17 protein-coding genes and 2 pseudogenes are annotated in these 20,361 nt (G+C 71.9%); 10 read left to right on the top strand and 9 right to left on the bottom strand.

Features of this window, described 5'->3' with window-relative positions:
* Positions 1–56 precede the first annotated feature (56 nt).
* Positions 57–455 (top strand): annotated as a pseudogene (locus ACIA79_RS07985) (ATP-binding protein); the annotation flags it as partial.
* 18 nt (positions 456–473) lie between these two features.
* Here the strand turns inward: ACIA79_RS07985 and ACIA79_RS07980 are convergent.
* Positions 474–1,097 (bottom strand): YceI family protein, encoded by a 624-nt coding sequence (locus ACIA79_RS07980; RefSeq protein ID WP_399427285.1) that lies wholly within the window; start codon positions 1,095–1,097, stop codon positions 474–476.
* A gap of 227 nt (positions 1,098–1,324) precedes the next feature.
* Here ACIA79_RS07980 and ACIA79_RS07975 point away from each other — a divergent pair, with 227 nt between their 5' ends.
* Positions 1,325–1,834: a hypothetical protein gene (locus ACIA79_RS07975; RefSeq protein ID WP_399427284.1), complete on the top strand. Its 510-nt coding sequence runs from the start codon at positions 1,325–1,327 to the stop codon at positions 1,832–1,834.
* 120 nt (positions 1,835–1,954) lie between these two features.
* Here the strand turns inward: ACIA79_RS07975 and ACIA79_RS07970 are convergent, their stop codons facing one another.
* Positions 1,955–2,620: a DUF4386 domain-containing protein gene (locus tag ACIA79_RS07970; RefSeq protein ID WP_399427283.1), complete on the bottom strand. Its 666-nt coding sequence runs from the start codon at positions 2,618–2,620 to the stop codon at positions 1,955–1,957.
* A 145-nt stretch (positions 2,621–2,765) separates the two neighbouring features.
* On the opposite strand from ACIA79_RS07970, the gene ACIA79_RS07965 reads away from it, so the two are divergent.
* Complete coding sequence (locus ACIA79_RS07965) at positions 2,766–3,563, top strand: TetR/AcrR family transcriptional regulator (protein WP_399427282.1); 798 nt, start codon at positions 2,766–2,768, stop codon at positions 3,561–3,563.
* 58 nt (positions 3,564–3,621) lie between these two features.
* Here ACIA79_RS07965 and ACIA79_RS07960 read toward each other — a convergent pair whose 3' ends face one another.
* Complete coding sequence (locus ACIA79_RS07960) at positions 3,622–4,179, bottom strand: TetR/AcrR family transcriptional regulator (RefSeq protein ID WP_399427281.1); 558 nt, start codon at positions 4,177–4,179, stop codon at positions 3,622–3,624.
* 72 nt (positions 4,180–4,251) lie between these two features.
* Between ACIA79_RS07960 and ACIA79_RS07955 the strand changes: the two genes are divergently transcribed.
* On the top strand, positions 4,252–5,406 hold the full coding sequence (locus ACIA79_RS07955) for an FAD-dependent monooxygenase (protein ID WP_399427280.1): 1,155 nt from the start codon (positions 4,252–4,254) through the stop codon (positions 5,404–5,406).
* 79 nt (positions 5,407–5,485) lie between these two features.
* On the opposite strand, the gene ACIA79_RS07950 is transcribed toward ACIA79_RS07955, so the two are convergent.
* Positions 5,486–6,718 carry a glycoside hydrolase family 64 protein gene (locus tag ACIA79_RS07950; RefSeq protein ID WP_399427278.1) on the bottom strand — a complete coding sequence of 411 codons (1,233 nt, stop codon included), beginning with the start codon at positions 6,716–6,718 and terminating at the stop codon, positions 5,486–5,488.
* 634 nt (positions 6,719–7,352) lie between these two features.
* On the opposite strand from ACIA79_RS07950, the gene ACIA79_RS07945 reads away from it, so the two are divergent.
* From ACIA79_RS07945 to ACIA79_RS07935, 3 genes and pseudogenes are all read left to right on the top strand, one after another.
* Positions 7,353–7,745 carry a hypothetical protein gene (locus tag ACIA79_RS07945; protein WP_399427277.1) on the top strand — a complete coding sequence of 131 codons (393 nt, stop codon included), beginning with the start codon at positions 7,353–7,355 and terminating at the stop codon, positions 7,743–7,745.
* Positions 7,645–8,253 (top strand): annotated as a pseudogene (locus tag ACIA79_RS07940) (VanZ family protein); the annotation flags it as partial. The gene ACIA79_RS07945 and the pseudogene ACIA79_RS07940, both read left to right, overlap by 101 nt.
* Positions 8,254–8,432: 179 nt before the next feature.
* On the top strand, positions 8,433–9,089 hold the full coding sequence (locus ACIA79_RS07935; RefSeq protein WP_399427504.1) for a hypothetical protein: 657 nt from the start codon (positions 8,433–8,435) through the stop codon (positions 9,087–9,089).
* 175 nt (positions 9,090–9,264) lie between these two features.
* Here ACIA79_RS07935 and ACIA79_RS07930 read toward each other — a convergent pair whose 3' ends face one another.
* The gene (locus ACIA79_RS07930) at positions 9,265–10,293 is read right to left on the bottom strand and encodes a substrate-binding domain-containing protein (RefSeq protein WP_399427276.1); all 1,029 of its coding nucleotides are present in this window, start codon (positions 10,291–10,293) and stop codon (positions 9,265–9,267) included.
* A gap of 445 nt (positions 10,294–10,738) precedes the next feature.
* Here ACIA79_RS07930 and ACIA79_RS07925 point away from each other — a divergent pair, with 445 nt between their 5' ends.
* The 3 genes from ACIA79_RS07925 (at position 10,739) to ACIA79_RS07915 (ending at position 14,978) form a co-directional block, all read left to right on the top strand.
* Positions 10,739–13,033: a polysaccharide lyase 8 family protein gene (locus tag ACIA79_RS07925; RefSeq protein ID WP_399427490.1), complete on the top strand. Its 2,295-nt coding sequence runs from the start codon at positions 10,739–10,741 to the stop codon at positions 13,031–13,033.
* A 154-nt stretch (positions 13,034–13,187) separates the two neighbouring features.
* Positions 13,188–14,771, top strand: coding sequence for an acyl-CoA carboxylase subunit beta (locus tag ACIA79_RS07920; protein ID WP_399427275.1), 1,584 nt, complete (start codon positions 13,188–13,190; stop codon positions 14,769–14,771).
* 12 nt (positions 14,772–14,783) lie between these two features.
* Positions 14,784–14,978, top strand: coding sequence for an acyl-CoA carboxylase subunit epsilon (locus ACIA79_RS07915; protein ID WP_399427274.1), 195 nt, complete (start codon positions 14,784–14,786; stop codon positions 14,976–14,978).
* A 163-nt stretch (positions 14,979–15,141) separates the two neighbouring features.
* On the opposite strand, the gene ACIA79_RS07910 is transcribed toward ACIA79_RS07915, so the two are convergent.
* From ACIA79_RS07910 to ACIA79_RS07895, 4 genes are all read right to left on the bottom strand, one after another.
* Positions 15,142–15,723 (bottom strand): ATP/GTP-binding protein, encoded by a 582-nt coding sequence (locus ACIA79_RS07910; RefSeq protein WP_069978110.1) that lies wholly within the window; start codon positions 15,721–15,723, stop codon positions 15,142–15,144.
* The gene (locus tag ACIA79_RS07905; RefSeq protein ID WP_399427273.1) at positions 15,704–16,273 is read right to left on the bottom strand and encodes a DUF742 domain-containing protein; all 570 of its coding nucleotides are present in this window, start codon (positions 16,271–16,273) and stop codon (positions 15,704–15,706) included. Before ACIA79_RS07905 ends, ACIA79_RS07910 begins: the two co-directional genes overlap by 20 nt.
* 99 nt (positions 16,274–16,372) lie before the next feature.
* On the bottom strand, positions 16,373–16,786 hold the full coding sequence (locus ACIA79_RS07900) for a roadblock/LC7 domain-containing protein (protein WP_006127847.1): 414 nt from the start codon (positions 16,784–16,786) through the stop codon (positions 16,373–16,375).
* Between the two features lie 10 nt (positions 16,787–16,796).
* Positions 16,797–20,120, bottom strand: coding sequence for a nitrate- and nitrite sensing domain-containing protein (locus ACIA79_RS07895; protein WP_399427272.1), 3,324 nt, complete (start codon positions 20,118–20,120; stop codon positions 16,797–16,799).
* Between the last annotated feature and the right edge of the window lie 241 nt (positions 20,121–20,361).

The following is a 20,361-nucleotide window of genomic DNA, read 5'->3' as shown; positions in this document are numbered from 1 at the left end:
GTTTGTACGGCCTGACGCTCTGGTCCAGCATAGTGACGCACAGTGACAGTGGGTCCATGAACGACGAACTTCAACTGCCGTACCTGTGCGAGGCCTTCTATCGGCGGGAGCGCAGGTCGGTGCGGGAGGCCCGGCGCTTCGCGGCGCGGGCGCTCACCGTGTGGGGGATCGGGGGCCGCGCCGAGGACGTGGTGCTCTGCGTGAGCGAGCTCGCCACGAACGCGCTGGTGCACGGCGTACCGCCGGGGCGGGGGTACCGGCTGCGGCTGCTGCGGCCCGCGGGCGCCGGCCTGCTGCGGGTCGAACTCCACGACAGCGGCGACGGCACGGTGGACGCGCGGCAGCCCGACGCCCGGTCGGAGTCCGGGCGCGGGCTGCTGTTGGTGGCCGCGCTGGCCGATGCCTGGGGAGTGGGGGAGCGGAACCCCGGCAAGATCGTGTGGTGCGCGTTCCGCACCGGATCGAGCGCCCCGTCAGGCGTTGCGGATGGCGGAGATCTCGAACGTGAGCTTGATCTTGTCGCTGACGAGGACGCCGCCGGTCTCCAGGGCCGCGTTCCAGGTGAGGCCCCACTCGGAGCGCAGCAGCTCGGCCTTGCCCTCGAAGCCGACGCGCTCGTTGCCGAAGGGGTCCTTGGCGGCGCCGTTGAACTCCAGGTCGATCGAGATCGGCTTGGTGACGCCCTTGATGGTCAGGTCGCCGGTGATGCGGTAGTCGCTGCCGCCCAGGGCCTCGGCCGAGGTGGAGCGGAAGGTCATCAGCGGGAACTGCTCGGCGTCGAAGAAGTCGGCGCTGCGCAGGTGCCCGTCGCGGTCGGCGTTGCCGGTGTCGATCGAGCCGATCTTGACGTCGATCGAGGCGGCGGACGCGGCCGGGTCCGAGCCGTCGAGCGTCAGCGAGCCCGAGTAGTCGGCGAAGGAGCCCCGGACGTTGGTGACCATGGCGTGGCGGGCGGTGAAGCCGATGCTGCTGTGGGCCGGGTCGATGGCGTACTCGCCGGTCAGGGCGGCGAGGGCCGGGTCGACGGCGACGGCGACGGCGACGGCGGCGGTGGTGGCGGTGGCCGGGGCGGCGGAGGTGCGGCTGAACAGGCCCATGACGTGCTCCTGGGGGACGGGGCGGCCGGTCGGACCGCCGTTGGTTGAACCTTCAACGAGACCGACTGTAGTCCTATTCCGTTCAACTTTCAACAAGTCTTGCGGGGGTTTTCTCCGGGCGTCCCGCATCGTCCGGCGACGCCCTCTGGCGGACGCGCGGAGAGCTCGGGCACCATCTGTCTGCTCCACCTGCACCGCCCGCCACAGCACCAGCAGGAGGAATGCCCATGAAGGTCCGCTCGGTCATCGGCGCGCTCGCGCTCGTCCTCGGAGCCCTCTTCGCCCCCGGCTTCGGTGTCCTCACCGGCGCGGGCGACGCCCACGCCGTCACCAAGATCAGTCACGCCACCGCGACCTCGATGTTCCGCTCGTCCGGCATCACGTGGTCGTCGTCCGGCGGCTGCTCCGACCGCAACAACCCGACCTGTACGTCCTTCGAGCAGCTCAACCTCGCCACCGCCAAGGGGGCCCAGACGCTCAAGAGCGCGAGCGGCTGCGCGCTCAACATCACCGGCGGCACGGAGACCGGCCACGCCGGGGGTACGTACTCCCACTGGAACGGCTACAAGCTCGACTACAGCAAGTACACGTGCATCGGGAACTACATCAGGAACACCTTCACCTACATCGGCGTGCGCGGTGACGGCGCGCCCCAGTGGAAGTCCGGCTCCGGCAACATCTACGCCGACGAGGGCAACCACTGGGACGTGACGTACTACAACTGCGGCGGCTGCTGAGTCCCGCGGTCCGCGCCCGGGCCGGGGCCGGCGCCGGGGTGGCTGTCGGGTCCCGCGGCCGCGCTCAGACCGGCGCCGGGGCAGCGGGGGTGAAGCCAGCGGATCGGCCGCGGTCCGCGCTCAGGCCGGGGCCGGCGCCGGGGCGGCCGGCTCGAAACCGCGGGTCAGCAGCCGTACCGCCAGGATCACTTCCCAGGCGAACACCGGGAGGGCGGCGGCCGAACCGGCGACGGACACCTGCGGGTACACACCGAACAGCACGGCCACGGCCGAGGCGCAGATCGCCGTGCCGCCCACCAGGCCCAGCCGGGTGAGCGCCCGGGGCACCAGCCTCGACCGGTGCATCGCGTACGCCAGGACCAGGGTGTTCGCCCCCAGGACGATGTTGGGGCCGAGCAGGAAGGTCCAGTCGTGGACCGCGGTGAGGGCGGTGGCGGCGGCTTCGAAGGGGGCGCCGTCGCCGCTCCCGGCGGCCGCCGCTTCCCCGCGCAGCGTCACCAGGGCGAGCATGCCGACGATGCCGACCGCGATCACGGCCGCTTCGAGCAGGCGGCCGCACGCGTAGCCCAGCGCGAGCGCCTCGTGCCGGCGCCGCAGCACCGGGAAGAGGCTCACCCCGGTGCCCACCACGGCGACCAGCAGCACCACTTCGCACAGCGCTCCGAGCAGCACGCGGTGGTCCGCGCCCGCCCCGGTGACGTACGCGGCACCGTCCAGGGCGGGGCGGTACAGCGCCAGCCCGGCGATGGCGGCCACCTCGGTCACCAGGAACAGTGCTCCTGTCACCGCGGCGGTCCTTCTCGTGGCCTCCATGGGGACTCCCCTCCTGAGCTGTGCGAGGTGTACGGCGTACACCTCGGCTCTGGCGGTCACCTTAGGTGTACGTCGTACACTCGTCAACCGGGTTTGAAGGAGAAGGGGAGGAGAGCGGATGACTCCGCAGCGGGGAACCGGTGGCCGTGCGCCGCTGAGCAGGGACCGGGTGCTGCGCGCGGCCGTCGAACTGGCCGACGCCGCCGGGGCCGAGGCGCTCAGCATGCGCCGGCTCGCCCAGGAGCTCGGCGTGGTGCCGATGGCGCTGTACAAGCACGTCGCCCACAAGGAGGAACTCCTCGACGGCATGGTGGACGCGGTCGTCGGCGAGATCGAGCCGCCGGAGGCCGGGGCCCACTGGAAGAGCGCCGTGCGGCAGCGGATCCTCGCGGCGCGGCGGGTGCTGCTGCGCCACCCGTGGGCGGCGGCCGTGATCGAGTCGCGGACGGGGCCGACGCCTGCCGTGCTGGCGTACCTGGACGCGACGATCCGGACGTTCCGGGAGGGCGGCCTCTCCGCGGACCTCACCCACCACGTGATGCACGCGCTGGGCAGCCGGCTGCTGGGCTTCTCCCGGGAGCTGTTCGACGGCGGCCGGGCGATGGCGGCCGCTCCGGCCGCGCCCCAGGCGCCGGCTGAGGTCCCGGTGCCGGCGTCGGATGCAGCTCCGGTGCCGGATGCGGCTCCGGCTGCGACCTCGGCCGCGGCTGTGGCCCCGGATGCGGCTGCGGTGGGGGCGGCCGTGGCGTACCCCTGGGTCGCGGAGATCGCGGCGGCGGCCGCCCATGACGCGGACTCGGTCGTCGGCGGCGGCTGCGACGACCAGTTCGAGTTCGAGTTCGCGCTGGACCTGCTCCTGGACGGCTTCGAACGCCTCCACCGGCAGGGCTGGACCTCCGCTCCGGCGAAATCGTGAGGCGTGGCCGGGGCGGCGGAGCGGTGGCGTGCCCGAGGGCGCCCGCTGAGCGCCGGTGCTAACGCAGGGCGGCGGCGACCAGACCTTCCAGCGCCTCGCGCGGAACGTCGCCGCCGCTCACCAGTCGATCGAAGACCAGCCCGTCGACGCAGGTGAGCAGGGTGTGGGCGCGGTTCTCGACGTCCGCGACGCCGTGCCGCGAGAGGAAGAGCCGAACGGCCTCGCGGCCTGCGTTCTCGCGGGGGACGAGGATCTCGCGCAGCTCGGGGTCGCGCACGCTCTCGACGGCGCAGGCGTACCGGGCGAGCGAGCGGCGGCGGCCCTCGCCCGTGAGTCGCTGCCGGGTGAGCCGGGCCAGGCCGTCGACCAGTGCGCCGACCGTGCGCAGGGGCGGAAGCGCTTCGGCCATCGCTTGCAGTTCCGCTTGGTCGCGTTGGACGAGGCGGGTGACGAGTCCGGTGAGCAGGGCGGCCCGGGTGCGGAAGTAGGCCGACGTGGTGCCGAGCGGGAGGGCCGCTCTCCGGTCGACCGCCCGGTGGGTCAGGCCGCGGATCCCTTCGTCGGCGAGTACGTCGAGAGCCGCGTCCGCGAGGAGGGTGCGCCGTTCCGTTGTCATACCCCCTTTCTACACCTGTAGAGCCTTCCGGTAGCGTCGTTCTTCTACAGGTGTAGAAGGAGAGGATGCGGTATGGGCGGCACGGCGGTAGTGGTCGGAGCGGGCATCGGCGGACTGGCCGCCGCGATCGGCCTGCGCCGCATCGGCTGGGACGTGACGGTCGTCGAGCGCGCGTCCCTGCCCGAGGACGCCGGGGCGGGCATCTCGCTCGCCGCCAACGGGCTGCGGGCCCTGGACGAACTCGGCGTCGGCGCAGCGGTACGGGAGGCCTCACGAGGCCAGTACAGCGGTGGGACCCGTACGCCGGGGGGCGGATGGCTGACCCGGATGGACGGCGCGGTGCTGGAGAGGGCGGTCGGCACGCCGATCATGGGCATCCCCCGCTCGGTCCTCCACCGGCTGCTGCGCGCGTCCCTGCCTGCCGGGGCACTGCTGATCGGCTCGCAGGCGACGGTCGAGCAGGCCGGCCCCGGGGCGGTCCGGGTCGACTGCGGCGCCAGGATCCTGGACGCCGATCTGGTGGTGGCGGCCGACGGCATCCGCAGCAAGGTGCGCGGCCTGCTCTTCCCGGCTCACCCGGGCCCGGTCCACAGCGGCTCGGCGGTGCTGCGCGCCATCACCGAGCAGCCGGTCGACCTGGAGACCGACTTCGAGCTGACCTGGGGCCACGGGGCCGAGTTCGGGCACATCGCCTTCGAGGACGGGCGGGCCGAGTGGCACGCCGTCCTCGGCCTTCCCGCGGGGACGCGGTTCGCCGACCCGCTGTCCGTACTGCGCCGGCGCTTTTGCACCTGGCACGACCCGATCCCCGCGCTGCTCGACGCGACCCGGCCCGCCGCCGTACTCCACCACGACGTCGACGAACTCCGCACTCCGCTGCCGTCGTTCACGGCCGGCCGCATCGCGCTGCTCGGTGACGCGGCCCACGCGATGACCCCCCACCTCGGACAAGGCGCCTGCCAGGCGCTGGAGGACGCGGTCACCCTGGCCGCCGCCCTCGCCGCCGAGTCCACCGTCGCGGCCGCGCTCGCCCGCTACGACGCCGAGCGCCGGCCCCGCTCGCAGGCGGTGGCGCGGGCGGCCCGGCAGGCCGGGCGGATGGGCCAGCAGCTCTCCCACCCCGTGGCCGTCGCGCTGAGGAACACGGCGATGCGCCTGACACCCTCCCGCGCCGCGACGCGCATGATCCTCCGGCACCACGCCTGGGTCCCGCCCCGGCTGCGCTGACCCGGCTCGCGGCCCCGCCCACGCTGTGGCGGCGCATCGCCTGCGCGTGGGCGGTCGTGTTCGCCGGGCTGTCCTGCTGCTAGGAGCCGACGGAGACGGTGAAGCGGCGCGGGTTCGGGTCGTGGGCCGCGCCCGAGACGTCCGGGCGGCCGTCCGGGCGGACGTCGTCGTAGGGGAAGGCGTAGCCGATCGGGGTGTTGGCGTGGACGACCCGTGCCCAGTGGTTCGTCGACGGGTCGCGGTAGTAGTCCGTGGGCGCCGGGCCGTTGGGCTGGTCGGGGTGGGTGAGCAGCGTGGTGCGGTTGAAGCCGGCCGCCAGCCGGGCCAGCAGGGCCTTGCGGTCGTCGGAGTCCGCGGGGTTGTTGGCGAAGGGGCCGTGGTTGCAGGTGAACACGTCCTTCGAGCTCGGCTTGGTGAAGCTGTGGCCGCCGGTGAAGGTCAGGACGTCGCCGTTGACCCGGCCGACCCGGACGCCGCGGCCGCCCTGCAGGTCGATGCGCAGGTCGGTGGTGCGGTACTTCTGCCAGACGCGGTCGATGTAGCCGGTGAAGGCGGTGCGGAACGGCATCTGGTCGGGGCGGTCGAAGTACGGGGCCATGAGGTTCTGCGGGGAGATCACCCGGAGCACCGAGCCGCTGGAGGAGCGGATGACCAGCTTGTCCCACGGCTGGCCGTCCCTCGCGGCCTGCGCCACCAGCCCGTCCGCTATCCGCTGGAGCGCTCCGGCGGGCAGCGGGGCGACGGTGTGCGTGGCGTCGCCGGTGAGCGTGATGCCGATGGGCAGGGCCGTCACGAGGTCGACGTAGCTGATGTTGGCGTACAGCTGCGAGGGGTTGAACGTGAACTCCGCGAAGGACCACACGCGGCCGTAGTTGGGGTCCGCGGACGTCGCGAAGGCGGGTTCGACCAGCGCGGGGCCGGGGTTGAGGAAGAAGTCGAGCTTGGCGTCGCGGACGAAGTAGACGCGGGCGCCGTACATCTGCGGCAGCGTCAGCACCACCGGGCCCGCGCCGGCCGGGCGGAGCGGGATGGCACAGTCGACGGGCAGCGGGGTCAGCGGGCGCGCGGGGGACTCGGGGCGGTAGACCCCGCCGCCCGGGCGCAGCAGCACCCAGCGGCCGGTGCCCTGCTCGTGACCGGTGACGTAGGCGTGCACCGTGCCCGGCAACGAACGGTTCACCAGCGCCAGTTCGCAGGTCGCGGGAGCCGCGGAGGCGGGGGAGCGGGAGGTCAGCGCGGCGGTCGCGGCGGCGGCAGCGGTCCCCGCGAGGAACCCGCGGCGGGTCAGGCGGCCGGAGGGGCGAATGGTCATGGGGGCACTCCTAGTGGGGGTCGGGAGTGGTGGGAGGTGGCACACACTCTCGTGGCGCCCGGATGACGCGTCAAGACATGTGACTGAGAGCGCTCTCAGATTTCGTATGTATTCACAAGTTGGCCTGTGAGCATGCGAGTTGGGCCTACCGTGGCCGCCGCCCGTGGCTTCCCTCGCGGATGGACGGCCGGTGCGGGTCCTGCACCGCCGAGGTGGGTTCGACGGCGAGCGGGTCACCCGCGGCACGGTCCGCCTCCGCGTCCTGGCCGACGGTACGGAGAAGCCGGCTTCACTCGTCCCGGGACAGCGCACACCAGCCGGCGGCGGGCCTCACGGGCGCGTCGTAGCCGCCCTCACCGTCACGGACGCCGGCGACGGCAACGACCACACGGACTGGAGGGCCGCGCGCTTCCGCTGCGAGAAGTGTCGATGTTCCCGATGGCCCACACCACTGCATGCTCGCCGACGCGTTCCACCGAGCGGATCCCACTGTTTCGAGAGGTGCGGCCTTTCTCGCCACGAAATCGTTTTCCCATTGGCGCGTCGAGCAGGCATCGGCATACGTTCGTCTTCGCTGCCGAGGTCCGGGGTTGACCTTCCGGGAGGGGCGCAGCAGAGAAGGAGGGGGGATCTCATGTTCAAACGGGTTATGGCTACGGCTGCAATGACCGCCGCTCTTGTCCTTGTCGGCAATAACGCCTTCGCCGTTTCCACGAGCACCAAGCTTTCGAACGGAACTCTTTACTTCGAGGCGCAGGACGGCTCGCAGGTGAGCGGGAACTCCAAGCTGTTCTACTCCGTCACGAAGTACACGAAGACGGGTGGTGGCGAGACCAGTATCCAGCTGGCGATCTGGACCACCACGAGGCTGCACAAGACGGATGCCATGAAGATCTCAGCAGGGCGGACAAAGGCCAAGTCGTGGGGTGGCCTGTCCAAGGCGCTGTGGGCACCCGACTGCAAGGCGACGGGTTACATGGTGGCGACCAGCGGTCAGTACACCACCCCGACCGTCACCTTCTGCTGAGCCTCGCACGTCCCTGGGGTCGGGAGCGGGCACCGTGGCCGCTTCCCGGCCCTGTTTCGAAAAGGCCGGATTCTGTGATCGAAGCTTCCATCGGGGCCGTGCCGGGCCTTCTGTCCTTCTTCCTCGTGCTGGCAGCGCTGCTGGCCCTTCCCGCGGCGCTCATCTCGCGAGCGCGAAAGCGGTCGGCCCTGCTGCCGAGTCTGCTCGCCATTGCCGTGGCAGGAGTCGTCTCCGTGACGCTTCTTCCGGGCAGCGCAGGCTCCGCGATGAAGGGTTTGTGCGACACAGGCTGGCCGACACGTCTTTCGCCTCGCCCAGTTCTCTTCTCAACATCGCTCTTTTCGTTCCTGCGGCGCTTCTGGCGGTACTCGTCTTCCGCCGGCCCCTGACGGTGGCGGCGGTCTCGGTCATCGGTAGCGGGACCGTGGAACTCGTGCAGACAACCGGTGCCCTGGGGCGGTCCTGCAGCGCCACCGACGTCGTGGCCAACGCGGCGGGAGCCCTTCTGGGCACCTGCGCCGGAGCCGTATGGCTGCGCCTTCGCGGGATGCGGAGCGCGGGCGTCGCGCGGGATGCGTGCTGGGGCGCCGGCCTCGTCGTCGTCGGCGCTGCGGTGCTCCTCGGGTGGTTCCACTCATCCGTCGTCCGCGTGGAGTCGTGGCGGCGGAGGACCGGAGAGACGCGTACATGGAGTCCCTCGCCGGTGCCGACGAATGGATTGCGGATGCTGCCGAGAGTGTGTTCGGTCCCGGCACGAGAGGCGGGGGTACGACGATGGAGAAAGTCGCCGGCCGCACCCGCATCACCTTGACCACGAACCGCGGTCAGGTGACCGGATGGTGGCCCGAGCGCACGCTCGAACGGGCCTGGACCTCCGACATGAGGGTCGACGCGGGTGACCTGGCGAAGGACGAGGTGCGCGCGCCGGGCCGAAGGTGCGCCGAAAGGTGGTTCCCGGCCAGCATCTCCGGGAGCAGGGAAACCGTCGACGTCATGGGCGAGGGCCGGGGCACGGTGTACGTCCTCACCTACCGTCGCTACAAGGGCGGCGTGATGATGCCGATGAGACTGGACCTCACCATCACCTCCAGCGGACGCATGATGGGGTTCGCCTCCAGGCCCGTACCCGATCCGGCGCTCCCCGGCGCAGCCATCAGCAGGGACGAGGCGATGCGGCTCGCAAGGGAGGAGACCGGCGTGGAAGCCGAAGCGGCGGTGCTGCTGGCGCAGAAGATCGGGACCCGATGGAGGCCTGTCTGGACGCTCGGCGTGAAGTCCGGCTCCGAAAGCCGGGATCTCTTCCTCGACGCTGTCAGTGGCAAGCGGGTGCAGCCGACGCCGTAGGTCTGCCGAGCCGGCCCGCGGGCCCGGCGGACGTCCGCGCCCGGCGGAGCCGGAACGCCCGCCCGCAGCGCCGAGGGCTGCGCCCCGGAGCCGAGCCTGTGGCGCGGGCACGGCCGGCCCCTCGCCCGGGCGCGATTCGGGTCGCGCCCGCGCCCGGCAGCCCCCGCCCGCGGGACTACCCCCCACCCGTCGACGCACGCACGCGCAGCTCCGGCAGGAGCGTCAGGCGGTGGCGTGGTGCCCTCGGGTCGGTCAGGCGGCGGGTCAGGAGGTCGACGGCCGCCGCGCCCACGGCGTGCTTCGGCGGGGCCACCGCGGTGAGCGGGATGTCCGCGAGGGCGGCGACCTCGTCGTCGTACGCGACGACGGCGAGGTCGCCGGGCACGTCCACGCCGTGCGCCCGCAGCCGCTGCAGCAGGACGAGCGCGTCGTGGTCGTGGTGGACCAGGACACCGTCCAGCGCCCCGCCGGTCACCGCGTCCGTGAACGCGGCGAGCTGCCGCTCGCGTCCGGCATCGTCGTCGGCGGGCGCCGGCAGGTGCAGGACACCCCCGTCGGGCGCGGTCAGTCCGGCCGCCGCGAGGCCGCGGCGGTAGCCGTCCCGCACGGCCGCGGCGTGCGGGCTGTCGTCCCGCACCACCAGCCCGACGCGCCGCCGCCCGGCCGGTCCGGCGAGGTGCCGGACGGCGAGCCCCGCGCCGTACGCGTGGTCGGTGGCCACGTGCTCCGCCGGTGACAGGTCGTCCGCGGGACGGCGCTCCACCAGGACGTGCGGGACGGGGAGTTCCGTCTCGTCCGGCGCGCCGCACGGGGTGAGCAGCAGGCCGTCGACACCGTCCGCGAGCATCCGCCGCAACTGCGCCCGCTCCTGCTCCCGGTCGTGCTGCGAGATACCGAGCACCAGCCGGACGCCCCGCTCGGCGGCCGCCTCCCGAGCGCCCCTGATCACCTCGGGGTAGTAGTGGTCGGCCGCCGGTACGACGAGACCGAAGACCAGCTCCTCGTGCGGGGCCGCCGCCTCCGCCCCGGGCAGGACCGCGCCCCCGTGGACCCGGGTGAGGAGACCCCGCTCCGCGAGCTGCTCCACGTCCCGGCGGATCGTCACCGGGGAGACGCGTACCTCGTGCGCGAAGTCGGTGACGCGCAACGAGCCGCGCTCCCGCAGCCTGCGGAGTATGGCCTGGTGCCTTTCTTCGGCGTGCATGTGCAGCTCCGGCTCCCGTCTCGTCGATCGTTCCTGAGTGGTCCTGCGCGGTTCATCGACCGGTTGTCCGTACGCGTGGGAAAACCGCTCATCGCTGTGGTTCTCGGTTCAACGACGCACCCCGTTCCCCGGAGGTTCCCCCGCATGCCCGTCCGCCGGGCCCTCCCGGGGCCCGCCCCGCCGACACGCCCTCGTTCAGGTGCCGTCGACCGGCTCCGCCCTGCGGCGGCGGGTGCCGCCCGGCACACTGGGCGCCGTCCACAAGGCGGTGGTGCGTCTGGGCCGAGCCGCGATTGTCATGCACATTGGGCGGAGAGAGTGACGCGCCGGACCGGCCCGACCGGCCGGCACCACTTCCCCGGGAGGCCCCGTGCAGCCGAACGCGCCCCGCTGGTCCCGTCGCACCTTCCTCGCCGCCACCTCCGCCACCGCCCTCGGAGTCGCCATGGCGCCGACCGCCCGAGCAGACCGGCACCCCCACGACCTCGACGAGTTCGAGAAGCTCCGGCTCCGCTGGCTCGACCTCCAGCTCGGCAGCGGCTACGACCCCGCCGCCGAGCCGTACGCCTCCCGCCTCGCCGAGACCGGCGACCTCGCCGCCCGCTTCCGCGCCTCCATGGCCCCCACCCCCACCTCCCTGTGGCCCGGCTACGCCTTCGACCCGCCCTCCGGCATCACCCAGAGCTACCACCGCCTGTGGACCATGACCCAGGCGTACGCCCAGCAGGGCACCGGCCGCACCGGCGACCCCGCCCTCCTCGCCGACGTCCTGCGCGGCCTCGACCACCTGGCCGAGCGCGTCTACAACCCCGCCACCTCCCGCTACGGCAACTGGTGGGAGTGGCAGATCGGCAGCCCCCGCCTCCTCATGGACATCATCGCCACCCTGTACGAGGAGGCAGGCCCCGTCCGGATCGAGGCCGCCTGCGCGGCCGTCGACCACTTCATCCCCGACAGCGTGCTCGGCGACTACAGCGGCACCTCCACCGGCGCCAACCGCGTCGACCTGTGCCGCTCCGTCGCCCTGCGCGGAGTCCTCGGCCGGCACCCGGCGAAGATCGCGCTGGCCCGCGACGCGCTCTCGCCCGTCTTCCCGTACGTCACCTCCGGCGACGGGCTCTACGCCGACGGCGGCTTCATCCAGCACACCTGGGTCGCCTACTCCGGCACGTACGGACAGGTCCTGCTCGACGGCCTCGGCCGGCTCTTCGCGCTGCTGACCGGGTCGTCCTGGGCCGTCACCGACCCGGCCCGCTCGATCGTCCTCGACTCCGTCGAGAAGGCGTACGCCCCCCTCCTCCACAACGGCCTTATGATGGACTGCGTCAACGGCCGGGCCATCAGCCGCGGCCTGCTCAGGAACGACGTCCGGGGCACCCTGCGCAGCGACCACTACCACGGGCACGGCATCATCGCGGCCATCGCGCTGCTCGCCGACGCGGCCGGCCCCGCCCAGCGCACCCGGTGGCACGCCCGGGTGAAGGGCTGGATCGCACGCGACACCGTGAGCCCCGTCCTGACCGCCGGCCGGTTCGGCGTCGCCGACCTGGCCCGGCTGCACGCGGTCGCCGCCTCTCCCGTCCCCGCCGCCCCGGAACCGGTCGGCCACACCCTCTTCGCCTCCATGGACCGGGCCGTGCACCGCCGCCCCGGATGGGCCGCCTCCCTCGCCATGGCCTCCGACCGCATCGCGTACTACGAATGCGGCAACGGCGAGAACCCGCGCGGCTGGCACACCGGCGCCGGCATGCTCTCCTGGTGGGGCCCCGGCGCCGGAGCGGGCGGCGACGCCCAGTACACCGATTGGTTCTGGCCCACCGTCGACTGGTACCGGCTGCCCGGCACCACCGTCTCCACCCGGCGCCTGCCCGACCGCGCGGGCGGCGAGTGGGGCGAGCCCAAACCCGACGTGCGCTGGGTCGGCGGCGTCACCGACGGGGAGTCCGCCGCCGTCGGCCAGCACCTGCGCGGCCTCGGCTCCACGCTCCAGGCCCGCAAGTCCTGGTTCTGCACCGCCGACGCCGTCGTCTGCCTCGGCGCGGGCATCACCGCCACCGACGGCGTCCCCGTCGAGACGATCGTCGACAACCGCTGCCTCGGGGACCCGGCGGGCGGAACCGCCGACCCCGCCTTCACCACCGGCTCGCACTGGGCCCACCTCGAAGGCCACGGCGGCTGGATCCTCCCGGGCGGCACCGCGGCGCTGCGCACCCTGCGCGAGGAGCGCACCGGCGCCTGGCGCGACATCAACACCACCTCCACCACCGAGCGCCGCACCCGCCGCTACCAGACCCTCTGGCTCGACCACGGCACCGACCCGGCCGGCGCCACGTACACCTACGTCCTGATGCCCGGGGCCGACCGCCGCACGGTCGCGGCCCGCGCCCACGACCCCCGGTGGCTGGAGATCCACGACAACACCGCCGCCCGCCAGGCCGTCACGGTCCACCCGCTGGGCCTGACCGCCGCGAACTTCTGGCAGCCCGGCAGGTCCGGGCCGCTCGGCGCCACGGCGCCGGCGAGCGTTCTGCTGCGCCGGAACGGCCGCACCGCCACCCTCCACGCGAGTGAGCCGCCGCGCACCGGCGAGCCACTGGAGATCACCTGGCACCACCCCGTCGACCGCGTCCTCGGCCACGACCCCACCGTCGAGGTCCTGGCGACCGGGCGTACGCTACGGCTGCGCATCACGCCGGGCACGGCGGGCGCGGGCCACGGCTGCCGGGTGGCCCTCGGCTGAGGGCCTTGTCGGACCCCCACAAGGGGGAGTGGTCCGGAGATGGTGGTTTCGCCGTTCCGCCGAATGGTTCTGTTCAAGGCTGACAGGAGATGACTCCGGAGACTGTACGGAGTCAACGGCGTGATTTTCTTGGTCGGCTTCGTAGGGTCAGTACATGACCGTTGTGGACGAAACCCAGGGCGAGCCGACCGACGCCCGTGGGCGTGTGGCCGAACTGCACGCCCTGCGCGAGGAGGCCCGCCGTGGCCCGAGTGACCGTGCGACGGAAGCACAGCACGCCAAGGGGAAGCTGACCGCGCGCGAGCGCATCGAGCTCCTCCTGGACCCGGACTCGTTCCGCGAGGTCGAGCAGCTGCGCCGACACCGCGCGACGGGCTTCGGTCTGGAGCACAAGAAGCCCTACACCGACGGTGTCATCACCGGCTGGGGCACCGTCGAGGGCCGTACGGTCTTCGTCTACGCGCACGACTTCCGGATCTTCGGCGGCGCGCTGGGCGAGGCCCATGCCACCAAGATCCACAAGATCATGGACATGGCCATCGCCGCGGGCGCGCCGCTGGTCTCCCTGAACGACGGCGCCGGCGCCCGCATCCAGGAGGGCGTCTCCGCGCTCGCCGGCTACGGCGGCATCTTCCAGCGCAACACGCGCGCCTCGGGCGTCATCCCGCAGATCAGCGTGATGCTCGGCCCGTGCGCGGGCGGCGCCGCCTACAGCCCGGCGCTGACCGACTTCGTCTTCATGGTGCGCGACACCTCGCAGATGTTCATCACCGGCCCGGACGTGGTCAAGGCGGTGACCGGCGAGGAGATCACCCAGAACGGCCTCGGCGGCGCCGACGTGCACGCCGAGACCAGTGGCGTGGCGCACTTCGCGTACGACGACGAGGAGACCTGCATCGCGGAGGTCCGCTACCTGCTGTCGATGCTGCCGTCGAACAACCGGGAGAACCCGCCGGTCCACGCCGGCGACGACCCGGCCGACCGCCGCTCCGACATGCTGCTCGACCTGGTGCCGGCCGACGGCAACCGGCCGTACGACATGACCAAGGTGATCGAGGAGCTCGTCGACGACGGCGACTACCTGGAGATCCACGAGCGGTGGGCCCGCAACATCATCTGCGCGCTCGCCCGCCTCGACGGCCAGGTCGTCGGCATCGTCGCCAACCAGCCGCAGACGCTGGCGGGCGTCCTGGACATCGAGGCCTCCGAGAAGGCGGCCCGCTTCGTCCAGATGTGCGACGCCTTCAACATCCCGATCATCACGTTGCTGGACGTGCCCGGCTTCCTGCCCGGCGTCGACCAGGAGCACGGCGGCATCATCCGCCACGGCGCCAAGCTGCTGTACGCGTACTGCAACGCCACCGTGCCCCGGATCTCCCTGATCCTGCGCAAGGCGTACGGCGGCGCGTACATCGTCATGGACTCCCAGTCCATCGGCGCGGACCTCACCTACGCTTGGCCCACCAACGAGATCGCGGTGATGGGCGCCGAGGGCGCGGCCAACGTCATCTTCCGCCGTCAGATCGCCGACGCCGAGGACCCCGAGGCCATGCGCGCCCGCATGGTCAAGGAGTACAAGGCCGAGCTGATGCACCCGTACTACGCGGCCGAGCGCGGACTGGTCGACGACGTCATCGACCCCGCCGAGACCCGCGAGGTCCTGATCAAGTCCCTCGCGATGCTGCGCACCAAGCACGCCGACCTGCCGTCGCGCAAGCACGGCAACCCGCCCCAGTAAGAGGAGCACCACGTGACCAACGCATCCCTCCTCCGTGTCGAGAAGGGCCACGCCGACCCCGAGGAGCTGGCCGCCATCACCGCCATCCTGATGGCCCGCGCGGGCTCCCGCCCCGCCGAGAGCGCCGCCGGGACCCGCTCCACGGCCGGCTGGCGGCGCCTGGAGCGCCAGTCCGGCTTCCGCGCCCCGCACAGCTGGCAGGGCTGACCCGGCTCCCCGAGGGCCCCGCACTCCACGCGAGTGCGGGGCCCTTCGCCGTACGGCGACGCGGTCGTACGGACCGGGCGGCCGGACCGCCGCACCCGGCCCCACGACGAAGGCCCCGCCCACCGGAGGTGGTGCGGGGCCTTCGCGGGGACGGGAGGACTGCCTACCGGAGTCGTGCCATGAGCGCGTGCTCCACGAGCGTGATCAATGCGCTCTTGGCGTCGGCGCGGTGGCGGGCGTCGGTGGTGATGATCGGGGTGTCGGGACCGATCTGCAGGGCCTCGCGCACCTCGTCCGGGGTGTAGGGCTGGTGTCCGTCGAAGCCGTTGAGGGCGATGACGAACGGCAGGCCGCTGTTCTCGAAGTAGTCCACCGCCGGGAAGCAGTCCGCGAGACGGCGGGTGTCGACGAGGACCACGGCGCCGATCGCGCCGCGTACGAGGTCGTCCCACATGAACCAGAAGCGGTCCTGGCCCGGTGTACCGAAGAGGTACAGGATCAGGTCCTGGTCCAGGGTGATGCGGCCGAAGTCCATCGCCACCGTGGTGGTGGTCTTGTCGCCGGTGTGGGTGAGGTCGTCGATACCGGCAGACGCGGACGTCATGACGGCCTCGGTACGCAGCGGGTTGATCTCCGAGACGGCACCGACGAACGTGGTCTTGCCCACGCCGAAGCCGCCCGCCACCACGATCTTCGCGCTGGTGGTTGAGCGGGCTGCACCGCCGCTAGAGCTTGCGAAGTCCACTGAGCACCCTTTCGAGCAGTGTCACGTCTGGCTGGCCGCCGGCGGACTCGTCGCCGCCGGGCTGGTGGATGGCGACAAGTCCGGCCTCCGCCAGGTCGGCTACGAGGATCCGGGCGACGCCGAGGGGGATGGAGAGGAGTGCCGAGATCTCAGCCACCGACTTGATCTCGAAGCACAGCCGGCAGATCCGCTGGTGTTCGGGCAACTGCCCTTGCAGCCTGGCCGGATCCGCCGTGGTCGACACCAGCGCCTCGATGGCGAGCTGGTAGCGCGGCCGCGTCCGTCCGCCGGTCATGGCGTACGGACGGACCAGCGGATTGTGGTTCCCCGTGGAGCCGGACGAGGACGCGGTCTCCGGGGCCCTGCGCCGCTGGTGCACCGGCTGGATGCGCGGTGCCTGCGGCTGAACGTACGACGGAGGGCCCTGGTAGGGCTGCTGGCCGCCCTGCCCGCTCGGTGCCGAAGGGAAGTTGAAGCGGTTCTGGCCGTTCTCACCCTGCGACTGGTGCGCACCGTCATATGGGTGGTGTCCGCCTGGGGGTGTTGCCACGTTTCTTCCTCCTCCGACTGCCGTTCGCCGGTCCATGTCCCTGTGGACCCGCGCCACCGCACCCTATGGTGCGGTGGCGAGAAACGCACGGTCCGTCTGTTAGTTGAGAAGACTGCCCTGCAGTTCGGCGCGCAGGTCCGGGGTGAGGACACTGCCCGCGCGATCCACCAGGAGCGCCATCTCGTACCCGACGAGGCCGATGTCGGCGTCGGGGTGCGCGAGGACGGCCAGCGAGGAGCCGTCCGAGATGGACATGATGAAGAGGAAGCCGCGCTCCATCTCCACCACGGTCTGGTTGACCGCGCCGCCTTCGAAGATCCGGGACGCCCCCGCGGTCAGCGAGGTCAGGCCGGAGGCGACGGCGGCGAGCTGGTCGGCACGGTCACGGGGGAACCCCTCGGACATCGCCAGCAGGAGTCCGTCGGCGGAGACCACCACCGTGTGGGACACCCCGGGGGTGTTGTCCACGAAGTTGGTGATCAACCAGTTCAGATTCTGCGCCGCCTGGCTCATCGGGCTCACACTAACGCTCCTGGTTGTAGGTGCTACCCGGGCCGAGGCCCGGTCCGTTCGTGTCCGTTCCCGCGTTGCGTCCCTGCTGGACACCGCGCCGCAGGTTGCTCAACCTGCCACGCACGTCCTCCGGGGCGCGGGAGACCTGTGGGCCGCCCTGCGGGGTCTGCTCGGCCTTGCCCTCGACCAGATTGGCCTTGGGGACCCGCCGCGGCAGCCCGGACGGGGTGACCCCGCCCGCCGCGGGCTTGCGGAGCTTCTCGGCCCGCTGCCAGCGCTCGTCGTTCGTCGAGCGCCAGCCTTCGGAGCCGTCCTCGCCCTGCTGAGCCTGCTGCTGCGGAGCCGTCTGCTGCTGTGCCTGCGACCGCTCCTGCTGCTGCGCCTGCTGCTGTGCCGGCTGCGAGGCCTGCTGCGGGCCGCCACTGCTGCCCCGGCGCGGCAGACCGGCGTCGGTCAGCTCGTGTCCGGTGCTCGGAGCGGGGGGACCCGAGGAGAAGCCTACGCGTTCGCGGCCGTTCGCGGGAGCGCCCTGGGAAGATTCCGATTCCGCACCGTACGAGCCGTCGAAACCGCCCGCGTACGTGCCCTGGTCCGCCCAGTCGCCCTGGTGGGTACCGGTGTCGAACTGACGGTCGTACTGCGGCTCCTGCGCCTCACCATCCGGGAAGGACGGTTCCGCATAGCCGGGCGCAGCGTACTCGCCGGTGGCATATTCGCCACCGCCGTACTGGTCGTAGCCGGTGCCGGGCTGCTGCTGCTCGTAGCCGCCGTTCTGCCCGTACGCCGGCGCCTGGCTGCCGTACTGCTCCTGCGCGCCGTACTGCTCCTGCGGCTCGTACGAGGACTCCTGGGCGCCGTACTGCTCCTGCGGCTCGTACGGCGACTCCTGGGCGTCGTAGCGCTCCTGGGAGCCGTCGTAGTGCTCCTGGGAGGCGTACGCGTCACGCTGCGGGTCGTACTGCTCCTGGGGCTGCCCGTAGGCGCCCTGCGGCTGCTGGTCCGTCTCGTCGCGGAACAGCTGGGCGCCCAGCTGCGCGCGGCGCTCCTCGCGCTTCAGGGAGCGGCCCACCGGGTCGAGCGCGGTGCCTTCACCGGACGGCTGCTCGTAGCGGGAGTCGTCGAAGCCGAGCTCCGCCGCCGTGCGCAGCGGGGCGGCCTCGAAGGCCGGCTGCTCCGGAATGATCTGGGAGACGGTGAAGTCGTCTTCCAGCGGGTCGCCACCACCACCGTGGGTGATCGCGTCCGGCAGCATGACCAGCGACGTCGTACCCGCCTGCTCGCCCGAGGGGCGCAGCTGGACGCGGATGCCGTGCCGGTCGGCGAGGCGGCCGACCACGAACAGACCCATGCGCTGCGAGATCGCGGCGTCCACGGTCGGCGGGTTGGCCAGCTTGTGGTTGATGTCGGCGAAGTCCTCGGCGGTCAGACCGATGCCCTTGTCGTGGATCTCGACCATCACGCGGCCGTCGGGGAGACGGGTGGCGGTGACGCGGACCTTCGTCTGCGGGGAGGAGAACGTGGTGGCGTTCTCCAGCAGCTCGGCGAGCAGGTGCACGAGGTCGGTCACGGCCTGGCCGTGGATCTCCGACTCCGGCACACCGGTGATCTCGATGCGCTCGTACTGCTCCACCTCGGAGGAGGCGGCGCGCAGCACGTCGACGAGCGGCACCGGCTGGTTCCAGCGGCGGCCGGGCTCCTCGCCCGCGAGGATGAGGAGGTTCTCGCCGTTGCGGCGCATACGCGTGGCCAGGTGGTCCAGCTTGAAGAGGTTCTCCAGCTGGTCCGGGTCGGCCTCGTTGTTCTCCAGGTCGGTGATCAGGGTCAGCTGGCCCTCGATCAGCGACTGGTTGCGCTGCGACAGGTTGGTGAAGATCGCGTTGACGTTGCCCCGGAGCAGGGCCTGCTCGGCGGCGAGCCGGACGGCCTCGCGGTGGACCTGGTCGAAGGCGCGGGCGACCTCGCCGATCTCGTCCTGGGAGTTGATCGGGATGGGCTCCACGCGGGTGTCGACGCGGCCCGGGTCGGTGCGCGAGAGCTGGTCGACCAGCATCGGCAGGCGCTGCTCGGCGATGGAGAAGGCGGCGGTGCGCAGACGGCTCATCGAGGTGCTCATCTGGCGGGCCATCATCCCGGCCAGGATGAACGCCGCGAGCAGCGCGATCACCACGATGGCACCGTTGACGAAGGCGTCCGTCTTGGCGTCGCCGGAGATCTCCGCGGCCTCGTCCACCGCCTTGGTGACGAGGTCGGCCTCGATCTCGCTGTAGCCGTCGAACTTGGCGGTCGCGGCGCCCATCCAGGTCTGCGGCGTGACGTCCTTCGCCCGCAGCTCCTGGATCTCGTCGGCGTCCTTGGCCTTGCCGATCGCACCGGCCATGCCGGTGAAGACGGAACCGTCGACGACCGGCGGCTTGAGACCGGCCTCCTGCAGCCGCTTGGCGCCGTCGGCCGCCTTGCCGGTCATGACCTGCTTGAGCTTCTCCGTGTCCTCGGCGGTGCCGCCGGACACGTACTCGCCGATGGCGATCTGCTCCAGGTAGTTGTACGAGTTGAAGGCCACCGACTGCTGGGCGAAGTCCTCGTCGTCCTTGCTCGGCCGTACGAGCAGGTGCATGCCGATGGAGCGCTGGAGGGAGGTCGCGGCCTTGGCGAGCTGGACGGCGTAGACCGTCCGGCCGTAGCTGGTGATGTTGCCGGTGCCGAGGCCGAGCTCGTTGGAGAACTCCATCAGCGAGTGCTGGACCTTGACGTAGCCCTCTTCGGTCCGCACCGGGTCGAGGGCCTTGGTGTACGCGGTCTCCCGGAGCTGCTCCAGGGTCGGCTCCTCCGCCCGGAACAGCTTCAGGCGGCGCTCCAGGCCCTGGTCCTCGGGCATGTTCGCGACGGCGGCGTCGAACCGGACCTTGGCGGCGTCCGTCGCGGCGTACGCCTGCTTGACCTCGGCGGCCTCGCGGTCCTGGGCGCTCTTCGCGGTCAGCAGCGGCGCGGCGGTGAGGTCGCGCTCGTTGAGCAGGGCCGCGCCGTACTCCGAGGCGGCGCGCACCACGAGGGCCGTCTTCTCGGCGTCCTGGGCCTCGCTCCAGGTGTCGATCGACTGCTTGACCTGGAAGCCGCCCATGACGAGGCCGACCAGCACGGGTATGAGGAGGATCGCGTTCAGCCTGGTCGGCACCCGCCAGTTGCGCGGGGACAACTTGCTCGTGCTGCCGGTGCCGGCGGCCACGCCGTCCGACGGTGCTCCGGGCGCATCGGCAGGCGGCACCGCAGTGCGCATGGGCGGGGTGAAGTTGCCCCGCGCCTGCTGCTCCGCGGCGCTGTTCTTGCTTCGCCTCACTCGACCAACAACCTCTCGGCGCCGGCACCTACGTTGTGCCGTTTTCTGTTCAGGGCCGTACTACTCGGGAGTTCGTCGCATTGCAGCATGTAAAGCGGCCCCGTTCCAAACAGCGGAAATAGGCCATTGCCACTGGTCCAGACCCCAGATAAAACGGGCATAAAGAACGAGCCCCGCCAAAAGGCGGGGCCCATGTGAGCACAGCGGCACCAGCCGGATGCGCGTTGTGTCCAGTGCCCAC

Source organism: Streptomyces sp. NPDC051310, assembly GCF_044455245.1.
GTDB lineage: Bacteria > Actinomycetota > Actinomycetes > Streptomycetales > Streptomycetaceae > Streptomyces.
The sequence above is the reverse complement of the archived record's forward strand: the minus strand, read 5'-3'. Positions and strand labels throughout refer to the sequence as shown.